The sequence below is a fragment of the Corynebacterium mucifaciens genome, assembly GCF_012396315.1.
In the GTDB taxonomy this organism is placed as follows: Bacteria; Actinomycetota; Actinomycetes; order Mycobacteriales; family Mycobacteriaceae; genus Corynebacterium; species Corynebacterium mucifaciens.
This window is the reverse complement of record NZ_JAAXPF010000005.1, coordinates 74920-94814: the sequence shown is the minus strand read 5'-3', so window position 1 is coordinate 94814 and position 19895 is coordinate 74920. Positions and strand designations below refer to the sequence as shown.

At 66.2% G+C, this 19895-nt stretch carries 21 protein-coding genes; 8 read left to right on the top strand and 13 right to left on the bottom strand.

Translation table 11 applies throughout. The annotated features are described in order from the left end of the window. Positions 1 to 38: 38 nt before the first annotated feature. Positions 39 to 914, bottom strand: a complete 876-nt coding sequence (locus tag HF989_RS05910; protein ID WP_168684767.1) for a sulfurtransferase — start codon at positions 912 to 914, stop codon at positions 39 to 41. Between the two features lie 323 nt (positions 915 to 1237). Here HF989_RS05910 and HF989_RS05905 point away from each other — a divergent pair, with 323 nt between their 5' ends. Further along, positions 1238 to 2299 carry a Cj0069 family protein gene (locus HF989_RS05905; RefSeq protein ID WP_168684765.1) on the top strand — a complete coding sequence of 354 codons (1062 nt, stop codon included), beginning with the start codon at positions 1238 to 1240 and terminating at the stop codon, positions 2297 to 2299. Between the two features lie 232 nt (positions 2300 to 2531). On the opposite strand, the gene HF989_RS05900 is transcribed toward HF989_RS05905, so the two are convergent. From HF989_RS05900 to HF989_RS05880, 5 genes are all read right to left on the bottom strand, one after another. Then, complete coding sequence (locus HF989_RS05900) at positions 2532 to 2930, bottom strand: DUF3151 domain-containing protein (RefSeq protein ID WP_168684763.1); 399 nt, start codon at positions 2928 to 2930, stop codon at positions 2532 to 2534. 38 nt (positions 2931 to 2968) lie between these two features. Continuing rightward, positions 2969 to 3559 carry a Maf family protein gene (locus HF989_RS05895; protein WP_168684761.1) on the bottom strand — a complete coding sequence of 197 codons (591 nt, stop codon included), beginning with the start codon at positions 3557 to 3559 and terminating at the stop codon, positions 2969 to 2971. Next, entirely contained in the window at positions 3559 to 3744 is a 186-nt protein-coding gene (locus HF989_RS05890) for an acyl-CoA carboxylase epsilon subunit (protein ID WP_168684759.1), read from the bottom strand. The genes HF989_RS05895 and HF989_RS05890 overlap by 1 nt, the downstream gene beginning before the upstream one ends. 10 nt (positions 3745 to 3754) lie before the next feature. Then, positions 3755 to 5269, bottom strand: coding sequence for an acyl-CoA carboxylase subunit beta (locus HF989_RS05885; protein WP_168684757.1), 1515 nt, complete (start codon positions 5267 to 5269; stop codon positions 3755 to 3757). A gap of 67 nt (positions 5270 to 5336) precedes the next feature. After that, on the bottom strand, positions 5337 to 6488 hold the full coding sequence (locus HF989_RS05880) for an FAD-dependent oxidoreductase (protein ID WP_168684756.1): 1152 nt from the start codon (positions 6486 to 6488) through the stop codon (positions 5337 to 5339). A gap of 125 nt (positions 6489 to 6613) precedes the next feature. On the opposite strand from HF989_RS05880, the gene HF989_RS05875 reads away from it, so the two are divergent. Further along, the gene (locus HF989_RS05875; RefSeq protein ID WP_168684754.1) at positions 6614 to 7519 is read left to right on the top strand and encodes an RNase H family protein; all 906 of its coding nucleotides are present in this window, start codon (positions 6614 to 6616) and stop codon (positions 7517 to 7519) included. A 23-nt stretch (positions 7520 to 7542) separates the two neighbouring features. On the opposite strand, the gene HF989_RS05870 is transcribed toward HF989_RS05875, so the two are convergent. Beyond that, the gene (locus HF989_RS05870) at positions 7543 to 9747 is read right to left on the bottom strand and encodes a catalase (protein WP_168684752.1); all 2205 of its coding nucleotides are present in this window, start codon (positions 9745 to 9747) and stop codon (positions 7543 to 7545) included. Between the two features lie 130 nt (positions 9748 to 9877). On the opposite strand from HF989_RS05870, the gene HF989_RS05865 reads away from it, so the two are divergent. Beyond that, positions 9878 to 10606 (top strand): biotin--[acetyl-CoA-carboxylase] ligase, encoded by a 729-nt coding sequence (locus tag HF989_RS05865; RefSeq protein ID WP_246233823.1) that lies wholly within the window; start codon positions 9878 to 9880, stop codon positions 10604 to 10606. 22 nt (positions 10607 to 10628) lie between these two features. After that, a complete protein-coding gene (locus HF989_RS05860; RefSeq protein WP_168684748.1) occupies positions 10629 to 11087 on the top strand; it encodes a hypothetical protein in 459 nt (152 codons plus the stop codon). On the opposite strand, the gene budA is transcribed toward HF989_RS05860, so the two are convergent. Further along, positions 11088 to 11816, bottom strand: a complete 729-nt coding sequence (gene budA / locus HF989_RS05855; protein WP_168684745.1) for an acetolactate decarboxylase — start codon at positions 11814 to 11816, stop codon at positions 11088 to 11090. A gap of 7 nt (positions 11817 to 11823) precedes the next feature. Between budA and HF989_RS05850 the strand changes: the two genes are divergently transcribed. Genes HF989_RS05850 through HF989_RS05840 form a run of 3 tightly spaced genes read left to right on the top strand, consistent with a single transcriptional unit; the run spans position 11824 to position 14006 of the window. Continuing rightward, complete coding sequence (locus tag HF989_RS05850; protein WP_425482992.1) at positions 11824 to 13038, top strand: 5-(carboxyamino)imidazole ribonucleotide synthase; 1215 nt, start codon at positions 11824 to 11826, stop codon at positions 13036 to 13038. A 4-nt stretch (positions 13039 to 13042) separates the two neighbouring features. Next, positions 13043 to 13546 (top strand): 5-(carboxyamino)imidazole ribonucleotide mutase, encoded by a 504-nt coding sequence (purE, locus tag HF989_RS05845; protein WP_168684744.1) that lies wholly within the window; start codon positions 13043 to 13045, stop codon positions 13544 to 13546. Continuing rightward, positions 13539 to 14006 (top strand): ElyC/SanA/YdcF family protein, encoded by a 468-nt coding sequence (locus HF989_RS05840; protein ID WP_168684742.1) that lies wholly within the window; start codon positions 13539 to 13541, stop codon positions 14004 to 14006. The genes purE and HF989_RS05840 overlap by 8 nt, the downstream gene beginning before the upstream one ends. 67 nt (positions 14007 to 14073) lie before the next feature. Here HF989_RS05840 and HF989_RS10835 read toward each other — a convergent pair whose 3' ends face one another. Genes HF989_RS10835 through HF989_RS05825 form a run of 4 tightly spaced genes read right to left on the bottom strand, consistent with a single transcriptional unit; the run spans position 14074 to position 16753 of the window. Next, positions 14074 to 14202, bottom strand: a complete 129-nt coding sequence (locus HF989_RS10835; protein ID WP_281351341.1) for a hypothetical protein — start codon at positions 14200 to 14202, stop codon at positions 14074 to 14076. After that, a complete protein-coding gene (locus tag HF989_RS05835; protein WP_168684740.1) occupies positions 14203 to 14352 on the bottom strand; it encodes a hypothetical protein in 150 nt (49 codons plus the stop codon). A 46-nt stretch (positions 14353 to 14398) separates the two neighbouring features. Then, positions 14399 to 15061, bottom strand: a complete 663-nt coding sequence (locus tag HF989_RS05830; RefSeq protein ID WP_168684738.1) for a TIGR03089 family protein — start codon at positions 15059 to 15061, stop codon at positions 14399 to 14401. 18 nt (positions 15062 to 15079) lie between these two features. Further along, positions 15080 to 16753 (bottom strand): AbgT family transporter, encoded by a 1674-nt coding sequence (locus tag HF989_RS05825; protein WP_168684737.1) that lies wholly within the window; start codon positions 16751 to 16753, stop codon positions 15080 to 15082. A 73-nt stretch (positions 16754 to 16826) separates the two neighbouring features. Between HF989_RS05825 and HF989_RS05820 the strand changes: the two genes are divergently transcribed. Further along, the gene (locus tag HF989_RS05820; protein WP_246233822.1) at positions 16827 to 18221 is read left to right on the top strand and encodes a M20 family metallopeptidase; all 1395 of its coding nucleotides are present in this window, start codon (positions 16827 to 16829) and stop codon (positions 18219 to 18221) included. Here the strand turns inward: HF989_RS05820 and HF989_RS05815 are convergent. Next, the gene (locus HF989_RS05815) at positions 18205 to 19815 is read right to left on the bottom strand and encodes an AbgT family transporter (RefSeq protein ID WP_168684735.1); all 1611 of its coding nucleotides are present in this window, start codon (positions 19813 to 19815) and stop codon (positions 18205 to 18207) included. The genes HF989_RS05820 and HF989_RS05815 overlap by 17 nt on opposite strands. Positions 19816 to 19895: the final 80 nt, after the last annotated feature.

The window sequence follows — 19895 nt, the reverse complement described above, 5'->3', positions numbered from 1 at the left end:
ACGTCGCACCATGTTACAGCTCCCCGGCCTTAGCGCGCCTAGTCTCCCTTCGCTTGGCCCTTAGCAATGGGCATCCGGACCATGTTGCCCCACTCCGCCCACGAGCCGTCGTAGAGCGCCACGTTGGTGAACCCGAGAATGTGCTTGAGCACGTACCACGTGTGCGATGAGCTCTCGCCGAGCTGGCAGTACACCACCGTCTCCGCGTCCTTGTCGAAGTGCTCGTAAATGGCCCTGATGTCGACCAGCGGGCGGAAGCGGGCGTTGGGGAAGACGGACCGGCCCCACGGCACGTTCACCGCCCCCGGGATGTGCCCCTGCCGCAGGGAAGGGGCGGCGATGGATTCGGAGTGCGTGTCCTCGCCCAGGTAGGCGGAAGCGGGACGTGCGTCGATAAGCTGGGCCGGCTTGTGCTCCAGCAAGTCCGCCGCAAACGCGCGGAAGGGAGCGTCCTGGCGCTCCACCACCGGGTAATCGGTGGCCGGGTACTCCGGCACGACGAAGGAGGTGTCGCGCTCCTCGCCCATCCACGCGTCGCGGCCGCCGTCGAGCAGGCGGACATCCGGGTGGCCGAACAGCTCAAACACCCACGCGGTGTAGGCCGCCCACCAGTTGGAGGAGTCGCCGTAGACCACCACCGTGTCGTCGCGGCTGATGCCGCGCGAACGCATGAGGGCGGCGAATGCTTCGCCGTCGATGAAGTCGCGCACCAGCGGGTCATTCAGATCCCGCTTCCAGTCAATGCGCACCGCGCCCGGGATGTGGCCGATGTCGTAGAGGAACGCGTCCTCGTCGCTCTCCACAACTTTCAGCCCCGGAACGCCCAGACGCGCAGACAGCCACGCGGCCGTGACAAACTTCTCCGGGTGCGCGTACTCCTGGAACTGGGGGGTGTTGTCGAGCTCGATGCCCATGCCGGCAACCTTTCTTTTTCGCCCGCATCCGCGCAGCTTTCTCGCGCGAACACGCCACCTGACGGCGGGTAACAAACCACCGTTAACAAACCACCGTTAACGATACAGATACGGCTGCCGCGCACTCGATGCATCCGGACGAAACACGCAAAGATGTGACCTTGCGCACTATCGCGTCGCCCGCCCGGTGGGAATCACGCCCCCGGGTTACAGTCGTCGGCGAGAACACACAGGTCGTGGCCAGTTTGTTCTGACCATCAACTTTGCCCCGCCGGTGCGATACGCCCCAACATGCGGGGCTTCGATTCTGAAAGGGACCTACTGTGCACAAGGCAATTGTTGTCTTCGAGGTCGAGGGCGGCTCCGACAAGTCTTTCGACGGCCACCGCAAAGACACCATGCCGATCGTGAACGCGATCAAGGACAAAGGCTGGGACTCCGAGGTTGTCTACTTCCGCCCCGAATGGGCGGACGACCTGTTCGCCTACGTCTCTGAAAACTTCGACGCGTACATCTCCCGCGTGAACCCGGGCAACATCCCGGGCGGTGAGAAGGGCTATTTCGACTTGCTGACCCGCCTGTCCGACGCTGGCCTGGTGGGCATGTCTACCCCGGAGGAGATGATTGCCTACGGCGCGAAAGACGCCCTGGTCAAGCTGAACGGGACCAACCTGGTGCCGGACGACACCGCCGCGTACTACGACGTCGACGACTTTCACGACACCTTCCCCACGTCGCTGTCCTACGGCGAGCGGGTGCTGAAGCAAAACCGCGGCTCCACCGGCTCCGGCATCTGGCGCGTGCGTCTGGCCGACAAGTCCTTGGCAGAGTCCGTCGAGCCGGGCACCGCGCTGCCGCTGGACACCAAGCTCAAGTGCACCGAGGCGGTGGACAACCACACCGATGAGCGCGAGCTCGGCGAGTTCATGGATTTCTGCGACCAGTACATCGAGGGCGACAACGGCATGCTCGTTGACATGCGCTTCATGCCGCGCATCGTCGAAGGCGAAATCCGCATCCTGCTTGTGGGGCCGGACCCGGTGTTCATCGTGCACAAAAAGCCGGCCGACGGCGGCGACGCGTTCTCCGCGACGCTGTTCTCCGGCGCGAAGTACACCTACCAAAAGCCGGAAGAGCGCCCGGAGCTTCTGAAGATGTTCGCCGAGGCCCGCCCAGTCATCGCCGAAAAGCTCGGTGACGACGACATTCCGCTGATCTGGACCGCAGACTTCATGCTCGCCGACGACGACGAGACCGGCGAAGACACCTACGTCCTCGGCGAAATCAACTGCTCCTGCGTCGGCTTCACCTCCGAGCTGGACATGGGCATCCAGGAGAAGGTGGCCGAAGAGGCAATCAAGCGCGTGGAGGAGAAGCACGCCTAGCGGGCGTCTGCTTATCGACGAGCTCCGCTAGTCCAGCAGTCATTCAACGCACGAGGCGCGCATAGGGCGAAACAGGCAGACCGTCTAGCAGCCAGGTTGGCCCGCTAGACGGTCTGCGTCGTATTGGTAACCGTGTTCAATACCACCTGGGAAAATGTGTGTCTCCGCGCGGGATCGTCTAGCGGTCGTCTCGCCACCGCTAGACGATGTGGTTGTAGGGGCCATCGGCCTGTCAGTCCAACAGCTCGGCCACGCTTGCCGGGTCCGCGTCGGAGAGCATTTGGCGGCAGCGGTCGTACTCCGCCTGGTCGCCGATCGCCTTCGAGGCCAGGGCCAGCATCGCGATGGCCTTGAGCACGCCGCGGTTCGGCTCGTGGGAGGCCGGCACCGGGCCCCAGCCCTTCCAGCCGTTGGCGCGAAGCCGGTCCAGAGAGCGGTGGTAGCCGGTGCGGGCGTACGCGTAGGCGACGAGCAGGTCGCCACCGTCAAGTTCCCGCTCGGCGCGGGCGGCCCACACCGCGGGGGAGTCGGGGTGGGCGAGCGCGGTGTCATCCGCCAAGAGGTCGTTGCCCTCCGCCGGGTCTGCCGGGAGTTCGATGGGTTTGGGCGCGAGCATGTCGTTGATTTCCATGGCCGCCAGGCTACCCGCGCGCCGGGGCCGAACGTGCCCTACGCCCAGAAATCGGAGGCGTCCAGCCCGAAGCGGTAGAGGCAGCGACGCAGCAACGGCATGGACAGGCCGATGACGCTGGTGGGGTCACCTGCGATGGAGTCGATGAACCAGCTGCCCAGCGCCTCCAGCGTGAACGCGCCGGCGCACTCGAGGGGCTGCCCGGAGCGGGCGTAGGCCTCGATGTCTGCGTCCGACACCTCGCCGAAGCGGATGGTGGTGGCAACGGTGTCCTCGACCCACTCGCCGCCGAACCACACGGCGTGGCCGGTGAGCAGCTGCGCGTCTTTGCCCCGCTGCGCCTTCCAGCGGCGCACCGTCTCCTCAACGGTGTGGGGCTTGCCCAGCAGCGCGCCGTCGAGTAGCAGCATCGAGTCGCAGCCCACCACCACGTCGTCGGGAAATTCGGCGATAGCGGTTTCGGCCTTGGCCCGGGCGAGGGTGGCGACGGTGGTGGCCGGAGGGGCGTCGATAAGCGATGCGATCAACGCCTCCTCGTCGATGTGGGCGGGCCGCAGCACCGGCTCCACACCACCTTGCTCGAGCAGCATGCGCCGCGACGGCGACTGCGACGCCAGGACGAGCCGCATCAGAAGTACGCCGCCGAGTCGAACGCGTGCGGGTTAAACGCTGTGGCCGGGTGCGCAGCGCCCCAGAGGTTGGCGTCGGGCCGCACGCCGGCGAGTTTGCGCTCGCGCTGGAGCTGTTCCAGCACCTGGGAGAGCGCGGCGAGCTCCGCCTCGGTGGGATTGCCCTTGAGTACCTGAATATCCACGTCAGCCTCCTTACAGCGGGATGTTGCCGTGCTTCTTCTGCGCCGGGTAGGCCACCTTGCGCTCCAAAAGGCGCAGGCCCTCGAGCACGCGGGCGCGGGTGGCGGACGGCTCGATGACCGCGTCCACCAGGCCGCGTTCGGTGGCCACGTACGGGTTGAGGTTCTCCTCGGCGTAGGCGGCCTCGTCGGTGCCGATGGCTTCGGCGGCGGTGGTGGCGTCGGCAAGCGCGATCTGTGCCGTCGGCCACGCGAACACCAGGTCCGCTCCCAGGCCCTTGGAGCCCAGCAGGGCGTAGGCGGGGCCGAACGCCTTGCGGGTGACCACGGTGATCGTGCCCACCTGTGCTTCCGCGAAGGCGTAGGCGAGCGCGGCGGCACCGGCGGCGGCGCCGGAGCGCTCCTCCTCCACGGACGGCACGAACCCCGGCGAGTCCACGAACTGCACGATGGGCAAGTTGAACGCGTCGCAGGTGCGGATGAAGCGGGCGGCCTTCCGCGCGGCGCCGCGGGTGAGGCAGCCGGCCAGCACGCTCGGCTGTGTCGCCACGACACCGACAGCACGCCCGCCCACGTGCGCGAACCCCGTGACCACCGAAGCCGCGAAACCGGGCGAGAGCTCGAGGAAGTCCCCGTCGGTGACTGCGCCGATGATGTCGGCGACGTCGTACGGCTGGTTGTCGTCGTCCGGGATGAACGTGTCCAGGTCGGTGTCAGCAGCAGCGGCCTCCGCGCCCAAAGGCGAGGTGGCTTTGTTGTTTAGCGGCAGGTAGCTCACCACGGCGCGCGCCAGCTCGACCGCGTCGGCGTCGGTGGCCGCAGTCAGCTGGGCCAGCCCAGTCTCGTTCGCGTGGACCGCGCTGCCGCCCAGCTCTGCCGCGGTGGTCTCTGCTGCGGACACCTTGCTCACAATGTCCGGTGAGGTCACATGCAGCGACGCGCCCTCGGCCATGACAGTGATGTCTGCCAGCGGGGCGGTTACTGCGGCGAGTGCCGCGGCATCGCCGGCCACAACCGCGATCTGCGGGATCAGGCCGGAAGCGCGGGTGGCGGCGCGCAGGATCTGCGCCTGCATGTGCGCGGTAACAATGCCCTCTTTCCACCGGGGGCCAGTGGAGTCGTAGATGCCAATCAGCGGTACGCCGGTCTTCGTGGCCAGGTCGTAGATCTTGAGGATCTTGTCGGCGTACACCTCGCCGATCTGGCCGTCGAAGATCGTCGGGTCCTGGGAGAACACGCATACCCGCCGACCGTCGATAAGTCCGTAGCCCGTAACCACGCCGTCGGTCGACGGCTTCGACTTGTCCATCTTGTACGCCTCGACCCGGTGCTTGGCCAGCGCGTCGGTTTCCACGAACGTGCCGTCGTCCACAAGCTGCAGCACCCGCTCGCGGGCGGTCGCGCCCCCTGCCTCGTGCACTGCGTCGATCGCGTCCTGACCGACCGGGGCCTGCGCCTCTTCCAGGCGGTTGCGCAGGTCCTCGATGCGGCCTGCGGTCGTGGTCATGTCGGGTTTGGATGAACTCATAACGCCTCAGTCTAGATTCCGTGTGTACCGCAATGCTTATCGACGGCTCCGCCGCCAACGTTTCGGTCTACCCGAGAACCGCCTGCGCCGCCGCCCGCCCGGAGCGCACTGCGCCGTTGAGCGAGCCGCCCACGGTGTAGTCGCCGGCGCGGCCCGCGTCGTGGGCACCGAGGTCGCCTGGCCGCTGCGACGGGAGCGAGTGCTCGACGTCGGTGCGGGCGACAAGGTCCCACTTGGTGGCGTCCGTGCCCCACAGCGCAGACAGGTGGGCGGTGACGTCGGTGTCCGTGACCGCCGGGTTGTGCAGCGCCGATGCCTGAATCAACGCCGAGCCGTCCGGCGAGTAGCTCGGCGCGATGTTGGTCATCACCGCGGTGTTGACGACGGGGCCGGAACGTGTGGCGTCGATGCGCACGAACGGGCTCTCGGTCGGCGCCTCGTCTGCGCGGAACCACCAGGTGGTCAGCCCGCGGGTGGTCTTGCCGTTATCTTGCGGGGCTGTGGCGACGACGATGTCGCGGGCCGTAATTGTCCCCTCCGGCGTGTCCACCGCTCCGTCGCGGACCGTGGCCTCGGTGCCGGTGCGAATCTCAGCGCCCGCGCGCTTTGCCGCCGCCGCGAGCTGGTTGGACAGCGCCTGCGCGCCGCGGGAGGGCACCGACGGGCGCCCGAGCGCGAACGTGGTGAGGAGGAACTGGCCGATCGCGGCGTCCACCGCGTCCGGGTCGTCGGCGACGACGCCGGGAAGGAATGGCGCGAGCACCTTGGTGCGGATTGCGCCCGTCACGCCGAGGCGATCGAGCTCAGCTCCGAGCGCCGCACCGCTCCTAGGGGTGGAGGCGACAAATCGGGCAACGCCGGCGACGTCGCCGGCGTTTACCAGCCCGCTCGCCAGCGTCTGCGGGAGCAAGAGGGGATGGCGCAGGGGGTTTGCCAGCGTTTTCAGCCCCTGCTGCGTGGAGACTTGCACGCCGTGGCCGAACGGTTTGAGGTCGAGCGCCTCCAAGTCGACCTCGGCGCGCAGCGCCGGGTAGGCGGGGTTGATCAGCTGGAACCCGCGGTCGATCAGGTAGCCGTCCACCGTCTCAGTGCGCACGCGGCCACCCACCGTGTCCTCTTTCTCCACGACCAGGACACTCCGGCCGACCTCGGCCAGAACCTTTGCCGCGGTGAGGCCGGACAGGCCTGCGCCCACCACAATTACGTCGAATGCAGTCATAGCAGCCAGGGTAGTTGTTTCGAGCTCCGGGAAAGGGTGCATGTGTGTTCGAAAACGACAAGGCCCGTGTCGGCACGCTTCGTAACGTGCTCAATGTACCGACTAACCGACCGCAAGGAGCTCCCATGACCAGCCGCCCGACACCCGCCATGTTCGCCCGTACTTCCTGTAAACCAGTCGCAGCCATCCACTACGTTGCGCGACTGACCGGTGAGACACCATGCGTGGACATCGCCGCAGCGGTCAACGGCCGCACCATCGTGATGGCTGCGGAGCCCGCCTGTGATGAGGCGGACGTGCACCGCGCCCTCCTTCGAACGTTGAAGACAGTGTGGGCGCACGAGGATGGCGGCCTCGAGATCTACGGCCTGCCGGCGGAGCTGCGTGAGGTCGCGCAACTGGACCCGGAGTTTCGCGGCATCGAGTTCCCCTCGACGGCGACCGGTCGCCTGTCCAGCACGTGGGAGACGTGCCGCGCGAGCTTCGCGCTCATGCAGGAGACCCTCTACCGCAAGGCGGAGCAGCAGAAAGCGCCGGAGGAGGCGGCGCACCTCACCATCGCCACCGATGCCTCGAAGCAGAAGTGCTCCAATGTTGTGGGCATCGCGGCGGTGAGCACATCCGGCCGCATCACAACCTCCCAGGTGGCAACGTCCAAAGTGCTGGAGGGGGAGTTTGCGGCGATCGAGCTCGCGCTTTCCACGGTGCGCGGCAATGTAGCCAGTGTGGAGGTGCTTACGGATTCGCAGAAGGCTGCGCGCAACCTGAATATCGTGCTGCGCGGGGCGCAGACCCAGCGCCCTGGCTGCGGGCCGGAAGAGGTCAAGTGCCTCCGCCGCCTCGACCGAGTGCGCCACAGCGGCGTGCAGGTTTCGGTTCGCTGGGTCCGCGGGCACAGCGGGCACGAGCTCAACGAGCTCGCCCACCGCAGCGCGGTCACCGCGCGCCGTAACGCGCAGTGGGGTTTGGAGGACTCCCCGCAAATGGCGCACTTGCACGAGGAGCTCCGTCAGGTGGTTGCCGCTGTGTAGGAGCGGCAACCACCGGGGTGGGTTTAGCGCTCCCAGACGCGGTGGGAGGCCAGCAGCTCCTTCACCGGGGCGGCAGCGGCGTCGGCCGCGTCGACGGCGACGATGCCCGGCTGGTCAGCCGGCACACGTGCGCCGTCCAGTGCCTGCTTGCCCGCCTCGCCGACGACCACGATGGCCTTCTTGTGGCGTTCGAGCTCGCCCAGGATGGTGTTCACTTCGGTCTTCGCCGGCGGGTTAACCACCACTGCAGCGTCGAACTCGATGGAGCTTGCGGTCAGGTACGTGCGCGAGATGGACACGTCGCGGCCGCCGAGCGTGACGGCGCCGCCCTTCTCCGCGACCAGCAGCGGGGTGGTGCCGGCGGCGAACAGCTCGTCAACGAGGGCTCCCACTGCCTGCGCGGAAGCTTCATCCAGGTCGGTGGAGATGAGGATGCCCACCTGGCGGCCGTCGATCGGCCAGGTCTTGCCCACCTGGGACAGTGCCGGGGACGGCTGCACGTCCGCGATCTCCTGTGCGGCCGGGTGCGGCAGACCGAGGTTGTCGGCAACCGTCTCAGCCAGATCCTGGTCTACGTGCGCGAGGACATCGAGGTAGCGCACCTTCACGGCCTCCTCGTAGCACTTGCCCAGCTCGAAGGAGACTGCGTCCGCGAGGTGAGCCTGCTCCACCTCAGACAGGGAGATGTAGAAGAGGCGGGCCTGGGAGAAGTGGTCATCGAAGGAGGCGGGCTGCTCGCGGGTAATGGTGCCGGAGACTGCCACGGGGACGTCGATGAGCGCGCCCTCGTCCACGGTCGCCTCGGCCGGGTTACCGCCGTCGAGCGAGTTCGGCTTGTACGGCGCCACGCCGGTGTGGGAGCCGACCTGGTGCATGCCGTCGCGCAGGTTGTCGTTGACCGGCGCCTGCGGGCGGTTGATGGGCAGCTGGGCGAAGTTCGGCCCGCCCAGACGCGAAATCTGCGTGTCCAGGTAGGAGAACAGGCGGCCCTGCAGCAGCGGGTCGGCGGTGACGTCGATGCCCGGCACGAGGTGTCCGGGGTGGAATGCCACCTGCTCGGTCTCCTCGAAGTAGTTGCGCGGGTTCTTGTTCAGCGTCATGGTGCCGATGATCTGCACCGGGGCGAGTTCTTCCGGCACGATCTTGGTCGGGTCGAGCAGGTCGATGCCCTCGAACATCTGGTCCCCGGTGTCGGGGAAGACCTGCACGCCGAGGTCCCACTGCGGGAACGCGCCGGCCTCAATGGCGTCGTACAGGTCGCGGCGGTGGAAGTCCGGGTCCATGCCGCCGGTGATCTGCGCTTCCTCCCACACCTGGGAGTGCACGCCGAACTTCGGCTTCCAGTGGAACTTCACCAACGTGGTCTCGCCAGCGTCGTTGATGAAGCGGAAGGTGTGGATGCCGAAGCCCTCCATCATGCGCAGCGAGCGCGGGATGCCGCGGTCAGACATGTTCCACAGCGTGTGGTGGGTGGCCTCGGTGTGCAGGCCCACGAAGTCCCAGAACGTGTCGTGCGCGGACTGCGCCTGCGGGATCTCGCGGTCAGGGTGCGGCTTGCCGGCGTGGATCACGTCCGGGAACTTGATGCCGTCCTGGATGAAGAAGACCGGGATGTTGTTGCCAACCAAGTCCCAGGTGCCCTCTTCGGTGTAGAACTTGGTGGCAAAACCGCGGGTGTCGCGCACCGAGTCGGCGGAGCCGCGGGAGCCCAGCACGGTGGAGAAGCGGACAAAGACCGGGGTCTCCTTGTCCTTCTTAAACACGGCAGCCTTGGAAATCTTGGAGGCGTTGCCGTTTGCGACGAACACGCCGTGCGCACCCACGCCGCGGGCGTGCACGACGCGCTCCGGAATGCGCTCGTGGTCGAAGTGGGTGATCTTCTCGCGGAAGTGGTGGTCCTGCATGAGCAGCGGGCCGCGCTCGCCGGCGCGCAGCGACTTGGAGGTCTCGCTCAGTCGCGCGCCCTGTGCGGTGGTGAGGTACTCGCCCTGCTGAGCGCGGGGGTCAGGGTTGGAGCTAGCGTCAGCGCCTGCGGCAGCGCCAACGTGGAAGGGGCAGCCGGTGGGGGTAACCGGGGCCGGGGCTTGCTGGGCGTCAGTGTCCTGCGGCGGGTTCACAGCGCCTTCGGGCTGCTCCACACCGGGGGTGATGCCACCCGGTGTGCCGGGTGCGGTGTCGCCTGCGGGAGACGCGGCGTTGGTGGACGGGGTCTGGTTCGGTTCAGACATGCCGGACTACCTTTTCTTTCGGGGTCATGGACTGCCCCGAGGATAGGCCCGCCCGGCGGCCGTAGGTTGGACGAATGGACAACATGGGCTGGGGGCGAAGCGATCGTCGAGAAGCAATATGCTCGAACGCATGACTGTGCGCGACATTCAGGCAATTCAAGACGCGGTGGCGGAGTACTGGCCAGACGTGCGGTGGGTCGAATCCACCGGGTCCACCAACGCCGACCTACTCAAGGACGGCGAGCCGGGGACCGTGCTCATCGCAGACGAGCAGACTGCCGGCAAAGGGCGGCTGGACCGGCAGTGGGTCTCGCCGAAGGGGGCGCAGCTAGCCATGAGCATGGTGGTTGAAGTGGGCGAGACCCCGCCGCCGTTCGGGCTGCTGTCTCTCGCGCCGGGCCTCGCCGTCACTGATGTCGTGCCGCGGGCGCAGCTGAAGTGGCCCAACGACGTGCAGATCGGCGGGAAGAAGATCGCCGGAATCCTCTCCGCGCTGGACATGCCCCGGGTCATCGTGGGCATCGGCATCAACGTGGCCATGCGCGCCGAGGATCTGCCGGTAGACACCGCCACCGCGCTCAATCTCGAGGGGATCGAGGTCGATTTCGACGACTTCACCGCGGACATTCTGCTCGCGATGGGGCAGCGGCTTGCGCAGTGGCGCGACGGCGACCCACAGCTGCTGGAGGATTACCGTGCCGTGTGCACCACCATTGGTCAGCGGGTGCGCCTAGAGATGCGCGAGGGCGAGGAGACCGTCACCGGCACCGTCACAGGGGTTAACGACGAGGGCGAAGTGCTTATTGACGGCGTTGCGTACGCCGTCGGCGACGTTCACCACCTGCGGCCGACCTCGTAGGCGTGCAGTACCCTGCCTGGTGATGTCCGGAAAAGCAGCGTTTCGCGTCGGCGGGGATGAGGTTGTCCTCGCCGACGTTTGCGCGCCGCTGTCCTCGCTGACCATCCCGCTGCTTGAGCTGGTGCTGATCACCGGCGTGGCGTGGATGGCCATCGGCTGGATGGATGTGACCCCATACATCGACCCGGCGGTGCGCAACGCCACGGTGCTGGTCTGGGCGCTGCTCGCGCTGTGGCGGTTCGTCGGGCCCCTGGTGGCGTCCCGGCGGCGCCGATTCATCGTCACCGACAAGCGGATCTTGGCCCGCGGCAAGCGCGGGGTAGATTCCATCCCGCTGCGCCAGATCCACTCGGTGCGCCGCGACCACGGCGGGCTGAACGTCGCGGTGTACGGCTTCTCCCAGCCAATCCGCTTTGCGCAGGTGGGTAAGGCGCGCGCAGTGGAAAAGACCCTGCAGCGGGCACTCGGCGCTCCGCGGTAGTTACCCCTTCACCTCGGTGGTGTGCAGCTGCTCGTCGAGGTCTTCGGGGGAAAGCCTCCCACCAAGAAATTCCGCGGTGACCGGCAGGTGCAAGTCCATGTCGGTGCCCGGGCACAGCTCGATGACTGCCTCGTCCACCGTGTAGTCCAGCACGTGGCCCCCGCGCGAGTGGTCGTCGTTGATGAAGTGCACGTGGCAGCCTGGCACGCCGATGCCCTTCGCGTACGCCGGGGTGCGGAAACCCCCGATGACGCCGTCGACGTCGTTGAAGACGTGCTCCGCGTCGTCCGAGACCGCCTCCGACATCGGCGGGTAGGGCTTTTCCTGCTTGGTCACGGTGCGCACGCGGACTTCCTTGAAGCGGCCGGTGATCTTCACGGCGGTGAAGAAGTTGTGGCTGGGCTCGGCGTCGTCGATGAACTTGGCCAGCTCTGAGCGGACCATGGCCTTTGGCGCGTCGAAGCACAGGCGGGGCACGAAGTTGGTCACCACCGTAAACGGGGTGCGCTGCTCGAGGTCGGCCACGCGGGCCTTACCGTCCGAGGTGAGCTGGTGGCACACCCCGTCCAGGATGAGCATCTCGCCGTCGAGGGCGTCGAAGGTGCCCAGGCCGAAGTTGCCCTTGCTCAAAATGTCGCCGATGGTCAGCTCGCCGTCGTAGATGCCGTCCAGCAGCGCGGTCATCAGCGAATTCTGGAAGATGGGGTGGCGGGCGATGGTTGCAGACATGGCTGCGATGGTAGCCGGTGCGGAGACTACAGTGTGCTGCGTGAGTAACGCCTATGGGATGCCCGTCGTCGCCGTGATCGGCGACGGCCAGTTGGCACGAATGATGCAGACGGAAGCGATCGAGCTCGGCGTGGAGACACGCGTGCTCGCCGCCAGTGACGACGCCTCGGCCGCGCAGGTCTTCGGCGACGTGCGCCTCGGCGATTACACCAAGCTCGAGGACCTGCGCGCGATCGTGGACGGCGCCGACGCCGTCACCTTCGACCACGAGCATGTCCCCAACGAGTACGCGCAGATGCTTATCGACGAAGGCGTAGCCGTCGAACCCCGCCCCGATGCGTTGCTCTACGCCCAGGACAAGCTCGAACAGCGCAAGCGGCTGTCCGAGGCTGGCCTGCCGGTGCCGGCGTTCGGCGCCATCGAATCCGTCGCTGACGCAGAGGCGTTTTGGGAGCAGACCGGCGGCCAGGTCTGCCTGAAAGCAACCCGCGGGGGTTACGACGGCCACGGCGTGTGGTTTCCGTCCTCCCGCGAGGAGTGCGCTGCACTGGTGGAAGACCTGCTGGGCCGCGACCTGCCGCTGATGGCGGAAAAGAAGGTGGCGTTCACCCGCGAGCTCTCCGCGATGGTGGCGCGCAACCGTTCCGGCGAGGTGCGCGCTTGGCCGGTGGTGGAGTCCCGCCAAGACGGCGGTATCTGCCGCGTCGCCATCGCCCCTGCGCCGGGGATGTCGCCCGAGCTTGCGCAGCGCTGCCAGGACCTCGCTGTGCGGGTGGCGGAGGGCCTCGACGTCACCGGCGTCCTCGCCGTGGAGCTGTTCGAGTACGACGGTGAAAACGGCCCGGAAGTCTCCGTCAACGAGCTGGCCATGCGCCCCCACAACACCGGGCACTGGACCCAAAATGGGTGTGTGACCTCGCAGTTCGAGCAGCACCTCCGCGCGGTGCTGGATTGGCCGTTAGGCGGCGTCGACACGCTCGCGCCCGCGACGGTGATGGTGAACACGCTCGGCGGCGAGGAAGACCCGGACACCCCGATGGCAGAGCGGGTGGTGGAAGTGATGCGCAAGTACCCGCAGGCCAAGGTGCACCTCTACGGCAAGGACCACCGCCCCGGGCGCAAGATGGGCCACGTTAACGTGTCCGCGGACAGTGTCGACGAGGCGCTTGCCGTGGCGGAAGACGCAGCGCACTACATCATCCACGCAACCTGGAAGGACTAAAGCTATGGCGCAACCTGCTGTCGGCATCATCATGGGCTCGGACTCGGACTGGGACACTGTCGCCCCGGCCGCGGAGATCCTCGCCGAGTTCGGCATCGCGTTCGAGGTGGGCGTGGTTTCCGCGCACCGCACGCCGGACAAGATGCTGGCGTACGCCAAAGAGGCGCACACCCGCGACCTGCAGGTGATCATCGCCTGCGCCGGTGGCGCCGCACACCTGCCGGGCATGGTGGCCGCGGCGACCCCGCTGCCGGTGATTGGCATCCCGCGGGCTCTGGACACGCTCGACGGCTTGGATTCGCTGCTATCCATCGTGCAGATGCCGGGTGGCGTTCCGGTGGCCACCGTGTCTATTGGCGGCGCGAAGAACGCTGGGCTGCTGGCCGCGCGCATCATCGGCGCCGCCGACCCGTCTGTGCAGCGCGCGATGGCGGACTACCAAGCGCGCATGGCGCAGGAAGTGGAGCGCAAGGACGAGGCGCTGCGCCGGCGTCTGATGGGTGAGTAACCCGATCGTCGTCTTGGGCGCGCGGGTGATCGACGGGCGCCCGTCCCGCATGCTCGAAAGCCGCCTGCGCACGGCCCTCGAGGCGTGGCGGGCGGACCCGCGGCCGTTCGTCGTCTCCGGCTACGGGGAGGCTGGCGTGATGGCCGCGTGGTTGGTGGCCCATGGGGTGCCGGAAACGTCGGTGGTGGCGGAGCCGTACGCGCGGTCCACCAACGAAAACTTGGAGCGCTCCCGGGCGTTGTTTCCCGGGGCGGGGCACTTAACGGTCGTGACCAGCGGGTTTCACGTTCCGCGCACGCGGGTGTGGGCCTGGCACCTGGGTATTCCTGTACGGATGGTGGCGGCGCCGACCCCGACGACGTCGCGCACCAAGAACTACGCCCGCGAGGTGTTCGCGTTACCGCACTCCATCGCGCGCGTTGCTTATCGACGACTCGTGCGCCGCATCTTCAACCGCTAGCTGGGTTGTTGACTCGGCGCGGTGGCCACGGCCCTGCAAAGCCTTAAAACGCCCCACGAGCGGGGAACTAGCGGGGCAGGCCCGGCAGTTCGATGCCGAAGTGCGGGCCAGCGAAGTAGAGGCCGGCGGCGCCGAGGGTGGCCACGATCGCGCCCGCGCAAAGGATGACGGCGAGGAAGCGCAGCGCGTTGTCCACCTAGTCCTGGGAGAATTCGATGCCGCCCGGGCCAGTGACGTTCTGGGTGGTATCAGTGGCGGTTCCAACGTGGGTCGGGGCGGAGGTTGCAATAACCAGGGAGGGGGCGAGTGCCAGCGCGGTAGCGCGGCGGGTCAGGGTGCGCGACATCGGGTTTAGTCCGCCACGGTTTAGCCCACCTGCGCAGGTGTAACGATCACTGCTGTTCGATAACGCGGGTGACTTTCTCGGCGTCCGTGATCTCTCTTAGTCGGTCGGCGGAGGCAAGCCCAGTGACCGCGACGACGGAGCCGCCAGCGGCCAGCGGGGCGAGCACGACGGTGCGGAAACCGTCGGTGCCCTGCCAACCCTGGACGAGGTAGCGCTCGGCTTCGATGCCGTCTTCGGCAAACGTGGACAACTCTGGGCTGATGCCGAAGTATGCGTCGCCGTAAAAGCGCACCGTGGGGCCGAAGTCGACGGTGCCCGGGGGAAGGGTGCCTCCGGCTTCGACGATGCCGCGGCCGAACGGGTCGTCGGAGACGAGTACGCACTCGGCGGCGGACGTCCACTTATCGGCGCGCTCTGGAGTGGTGAAAACGATGTCGGGGGCGGTGGCGGGGTCGTCGATAAGCGGAGTGCGCGAGGAGTTGAACGTGCCCACCGCAATGACGGCGGCCTGCCAAGACACCGGAAGGTCAATGACGATGCTGGCGTCGGGGGAGAGGTCGAACTCCTCGTCGAGCATGTTGGCCACTTTGCTGGCCCAGTTGTCCAGCGTTTGGGCGGAGAAATCCATGCGGATACCCCGCGCGTCGTCGTAAATAGTGAAGCGCGGGGTCGCGGGATCGGCGGAGAGCAGGGGACCAAGCATGTTCATGCCCACCCAGTGTAGGCACTACAGGAAGATTGCCGAGCCGGGGCCGAGCGGTAGATCGAAGATGTACCAGATGAACAGCAAGATGGCCCATGAGATCCAGAACGGGATGACAAAGACGATCAAGCGCGACATCAAGGTGCCCAGGCCGGCCTTCGGCTCGTAGCGACGCAGCAGGGTGAGGACCACGATGATGTACGGGTTCAGCGGGGTGATGATCTGGGTGGCGGAGTCGCCAACACGGAATGCGGCCTGGGTGAACGACGGCTCGAAACCGATGAGCGCGAACATGGGCACGAACACCGACGCCATGAGCGTCCACATCGAGGAACCGGAGATGACCAGCAGGTTCAGGCAGGACGCGAGGATGATGAACGCAAGGATGGCGGCGAAGCCGGTGATGCCCGCCGATTCCAAGAGGGCTGCTCCCTTGACAGCCGAGAAGGTGCCGATGCCGGACCAGCTGAACAGCGAGATGAACTGGCCGAGGATGAACGCCAGCACCAGGAAGCCGACCATGTCGCCCATGGCCTTGGTCATCATGTCCACGATGTCTTTGATGCTGTTTACCGTGCCCGCAGCCTTGCCGTAGGCGATGCCGAGGACCGAAAAGTAGGTGAAGACGATGAAGACGATCGACTGCAGCAGCGGAGACTTCGGCAGGAACGCGCCTTCCTCGTTGCGCCAGGGTGAATCCGGCACCAGCACCGCGACGAGGATGACCGCGGTGACGATGATTGTGGCGACGCCGGCCCACTTCAGGCCGCGGAGTTCCTTGTCGGTCAGGTCAACGGAAATTTCGTTGCCGTCGGCATCGCGGTTCATGCCGTCGTCGCCTTCGACCATGTCCTGTGGCACGTCGAGTTTGTGCATGCGAGGTTCGAGCACCTTATCGATGATTAGGCCGCAGATCAGGCCCAGCACGATGGAGGCGGCGATGTTGAAGTAGTAGTTCGAGATCGGGTTGACCTCGGTGACGTCCATGTTCGGCAGGGTTTCCATCACGGCGTTGGTGATGCCAGCGAACAGGGCGTCGAGCGAAGTGGGCACGAGCGCGGTGGAGTAGCCGGCGCCCACGGCTGCGAAGCCACCGAGCAGGCCCGCGACCGGGTGGCGCCCGGCGGCCTTGAAGACCATGGCGGCCAGCGGCGGGATGACCACGAAAGCGGCGTCCGCCATGATCGATCCGGTCACGCCGATCAGGCCGACCGCGTAGGGCAGGATCGAACGGTTCGCAGATCCGAACAGTTTGCGGATTAGTGCGGAGAGCATACCGGAGCGCTCGGAGACGCCAACGGCGAGCATGATCGGCAGCACGGTGACCAAGGGTGGGAAGCCGAGGTAGTTCTCACCGAGGGTGGTGGTGAACCAGGCAAGACCTTCACCGGTGAAGAAGCCCTTGATCACAACCTTTTCGTCCTCACCGGGAACTTCGACCTCGGCACCGAAGTACGCCATCACCGTTGAGACGACGGCCGTGAACAGGAACAGGATGAGGAAGAGGGTGAAGGGCTCGGGCAGTTTGTTGCCCACCGCTTCCACGCCGCCGAGGATGCGGTCCAAGGCGGTTTTCTTCTCCGGCGGGCTGCCGTCAGCGCTGGTGTCGGGGTCTTTTGTGCTGGTCGTGGTGGGCGCTCCGGTATCCCGTTCAGGGCTCCGGCTGTCGCCTTTACGTGTGATCTTCGGTGTGCTCATGTATGTATGTTGTACCAGTCACACTTTGCGTGCAGTAGGGTTTAAAAGAAATGCCATTCGAGTGACAGAAAATATGGCAGAACGGAGAGTGAGCCCCGTGCATCCCACCCGCCCGACCGAACCGACCCCACCGAACCCGGCGTTTCTTAACCGCATGGACGCGATTGTCGACGAGCAAATCGGCGCCGCAGCCCCCGAATTCGCCGTCGAGCCGGGGTATCCGGAACGCGAAGCAGTCTGGGCAGGCGTGGAAAAGCGGGTCAGCATCGCTCGGGCGGATCTGGAGCACATCATGCGCGACCTGCACGCCAATCCGGAGGAGGCGTTTAAAGAGTTCCATGCTCAGCAGGTCATTGCGGAGGTGCTGGAAACACACGGCTTCGAGGTCATACGCGGCGCCCACGGTGTGGGCACCGCGCTGCGGGCGCAGTGGCAAAGCGACGACTTCGACCCGGCAGTGCATCCCACCGTCGCGGTGATGTCCGAGTACGACGCGCTACCCGGCATCGGGCATGCCTGCGGTCACAACGTGATCGCGGCGTCCGGTGTGGGTGGCTTTCTCGGCGCAGTCGGTTCCGGTTCCGGCCGCATAGTCTTTCTTGGCACGCCGGCCGAGGAGGGGCACACCGGCAAGGAGTGCATGATCTGGGGCGGCATGCTCGAAGGTGTGGACTGCGCTGTGATGATCCACCCGTTTAGCTACGACCTTGTTTCCCACGCTTGGACGGGGCGGCGCTCGCTCACGGCCACATTTTCAGGTGTCGCCGCGCACGCGTCGATGCAGCCGTACATGGGCCGCAACGCGCTGGACGCCGCGACGCTCGCGTACCAGGCGTTCGGGCTTCTGCGTCAGCAAATGCCTCCGTCGGACCGTCTGCACGCGATTATCGCCGACGGCGGGGCGCGCGCCTCGATCATCCCGGAAGAAGCGACGCTGAACATCTATGTTCGCTCTCTCTACACCGACACGTTGATGGATTTGAGCAAGCGTATCGACGACATCCTCACCGGCGCGGCCCTTATGACTGGTACTGGCGTGGAGGTGGACTGGGACAACCACCCGATGTCGCTTCCGGTGCGTAATAACGAAACCCTGGCTGCGCGCTGGGGTGCCACCCAGCAGGCCCGCGGTCGCCGCGTACTGCCCGGCGGTATCCTGCCGGACTCGCAGGCGGCATCGACGGACTTCGGCAACGTCTCCCAACTCGTGCCGGGCATCCACCCGTTGTTGAAGATCGCCCCGGAGGGCACCGCGCTGCACACCGTTGCTTTCGCCGACGCCGCGATCACTCCGGCAGCGATCGACGGGGTGGTGGACTCGGCGGTGGGCCTCGGCCAGGTCATCGCGGATGTACTCAATGATCCGCAATTGCTTGCCGACGCCCGTGCCGAGTTCGATGCCGCCGGGGGAGCAGTCTCCGTGGAGGCGTTGTTGTCCGAAGCGGAGGACGCTACTGGGCAAGCATGATTGACGCGCCCGGGCCCAGCGGCAGGTCGAACTGGTACCAAATGAACAGCAGCGCCAGCCAGAACAGCCAGAATGCCACCGAGAACACGATGAGACGCGACATGAGCGTGCCGATGCCGGCCTTGGGCTCGTAGCGGCGCAGCTGGGTGAGGATGACAATGAGGTACGGGTTGAGCGGGGTGATGATCTGCGTTGCGGAGTCGCCCACGCGGTACGCGGCCTGGATGAATGCCGGGTCGAAACCGATCAGCGCAAACATGGGCACGAAGACCGCGGCCATCAGCGTCCACAGGGCCGAACCGGAGATGATGAGCATGTTGAGGCAGGACGCGAGGATGACAAACGCCAGGATGGCGCCGAAGCCGCCGATGCCAGCGGATTCGAGTGCCTCCGCGCCCTTCACTGCAGTCCACGTGCCGATGCCGGACCAGTTGAACAGTGCGATGAACTGGCCGAGGATGAACGCGAGGACGAGGAAGCCGGTCATCTCCTTGATGGCGGACCCCATCATTTCGGTGACATCGGGAACGCTCTTCACCGTGCCGGCTGCGATGCCGTACACCAAGCCCATCACCACGAAGTAGAGCACCACGATAAACACGGTGGATTGCATCAGCGGCGAGTCTGGGAGGAAGTTGCCCTCCTCGTTGCGCCACGGTGAGCCGGGCACGAGCACGGCGATCGTGCCGACGATGGTGAGGAGGAGCGTCGCCCAGAGCGTGGCGGTCAGGCCGCGCTTCTCAGCCGGGGTGAGCTCCGCAGTGATTTCGTTGCCGTCGATATCGAGGTCCGGCGCGTCCTGACCCTCGGCGACTTCGGTGGGCACGCCGAGCTTGTTCAGGCGCGGCTCAAGCACCTTGTCGATGATGAAGCCCGCCAAGAAGCCGAGGATGGACGCGGAGGCAATGTTGAACCAGTAGTTGGAAACAACGGTGACCTCGTTCGCTTCCAAGCTGGGGAGGGCCTCCATGACGGAGTTGGTGATGCCGGCGAACAGGGCATCGAGAGAGCCGGGCAGGATCGAAGTGGCGTAGCCGGCGCCGACGGAGGCGAAACCGCCGAGGAGGCCAGCAACAGGGTGGCGTCCCGCGGCCTTGAACACCATGGCTGCCAGCGGAGGGATAACGATGAAGGCCGGGTCAGCGATAAGGGACGCGGACACGCCGATCACACCCACCGCGTACGGCAGGACGGTTGTGTTTGCGGAGCCGAACAACCGGCGGATCAACGCCGAGAGCATGCCGGAGCGCTCCGCGATACCCACCGCGAGGATGATGGGCAGCACGTAGACCAGCGGCGGGAAGCCGACGTAGTTCTTACCCAGGTTGACGGTGAACCAGGCCAGCCCCTCTTTGGTGAAGAAGCCGTGGATGGGCCGGACCTCGTCCGAACCCGGGACCTGCACCTGCGCCCCGGACCACGCCATGATGGTGGAGAGGATGGCGGTGAGAAGGAAAAGGATGAGGAAGAGGGTGAACGGCTCGGGGAGCTTGTTGCCCACCCTTTCAATGCCGTTGAGGACGCGGTCTGCCGCGCCTGTTTTCTCGGGAGGGTCAGTGTCTTTTGTCGGCTTGGGCCGCGTCGATGGGGTCATGCACTACGGTTTTACCGCAGCACATGTATAAATTTCCGGGCAATGAGAAAAATACTGTGAAATATATTCATGGCAGGGAG

What these genes read in the sequence shown, in the direction of transcription:
- HF989_RS05815 (WP_168684735.1), bottom strand. Translation starts at nt 19,815, where the DNA reads ATGACCCCATCGACGCGGCCCAAGCCGACAAAAGACACTGACCCTCCC.
- purE (WP_168684744.1), top strand. Translation starts at nt 13,043, where the DNA reads ATGGCGCAACCTGCTGTCGGCATCATCATGGGCTCGGACTCGGACTGG.
- HF989_RS05820 (WP_246233822.1), top strand. Translation starts at nt 16,827, where the DNA reads ATGGCAGAACGGAGAGTGAGCCCCGTGCATCCCACCCGCCCGACCGAA.
- HF989_RS05830 (WP_168684738.1), bottom strand. Translation starts at nt 15,061, where the DNA reads ATGAACATGCTTGGTCCCCTGCTCTCCGCCGATCCCGCGACCCCGCGC.
- HF989_RS05825 (WP_168684737.1), bottom strand. Translation starts at nt 16,753, where the DNA reads ATGAGCACACCGAAGATCACACGTAAAGGCGACAGCCGGAGCCCTGAA.
- HF989_RS05910 (WP_168684767.1), bottom strand. Translation starts at nt 914, where the DNA reads ATGGGCATCGAGCTCGACAACACCCCCCAGTTCCAGGAGTACGCGCAC.
- HF989_RS05880 (WP_168684756.1), bottom strand. Translation starts at nt 6,488, where the DNA reads ATGACTGCATTCGACGTAATTGTGGTGGGCGCAGGCCTGTCCGGCCTC.
- budA (WP_168684745.1), bottom strand. Translation starts at nt 11,816, where the DNA reads ATGTCTGCAACCATCGCCCGCCACCCCATCTTCCAGAATTCGCTGATG.
- HF989_RS05885 (WP_168684757.1), bottom strand. Translation starts at nt 5,269, where the DNA reads ATGAGTTCATCCAAACCCGACATGACCACGACCGCAGGCCGCATCGAG.
- HF989_RS05900 (WP_168684763.1), bottom strand. Translation starts at nt 2,930, where the DNA reads ATGGAAATCAACGACATGCTCGCGCCCAAACCCATCGAACTCCCGGCA.
- HF989_RS05860 (WP_168684748.1), top strand. Translation starts at nt 10,629, where the DNA reads ATGTCCGGAAAAGCAGCGTTTCGCGTCGGCGGGGATGAGGTTGTCCTC.
- HF989_RS05870 (WP_168684752.1), bottom strand. Translation starts at nt 9,747, where the DNA reads ATGTCTGAACCGAACCAGACCCCGTCCACCAACGCCGCGTCTCCCGCA.
- HF989_RS05835 (WP_168684740.1), bottom strand. Translation starts at nt 14,352, where the DNA reads ATGTCGCGCACCCTGACCCGCCGCGCTACCGCGCTGGCACTCGCCCCC.
- HF989_RS05895 (WP_168684761.1), bottom strand. Translation starts at nt 3,559, where the DNA reads ATGCGGCTCGTCCTGGCGTCGCAGTCGCCGTCGCGGCGCATGCTGCTC.
- HF989_RS05865 (WP_246233823.1), top strand. Translation starts at nt 9,878, where the DNA reads ATGACTGTGCGCGACATTCAGGCAATTCAAGACGCGGTGGCGGAGTAC.
- HF989_RS05850 (WP_425482992.1), top strand. Translation starts at nt 11,824, where the DNA reads ATGGTAGCCGGTGCGGAGACTACAGTGTGCTGCGTGAGTAACGCCTAT.
- HF989_RS05875 (WP_168684754.1), top strand. Translation starts at nt 6,614, where the DNA reads ATGACCAGCCGCCCGACACCCGCCATGTTCGCCCGTACTTCCTGTAAA.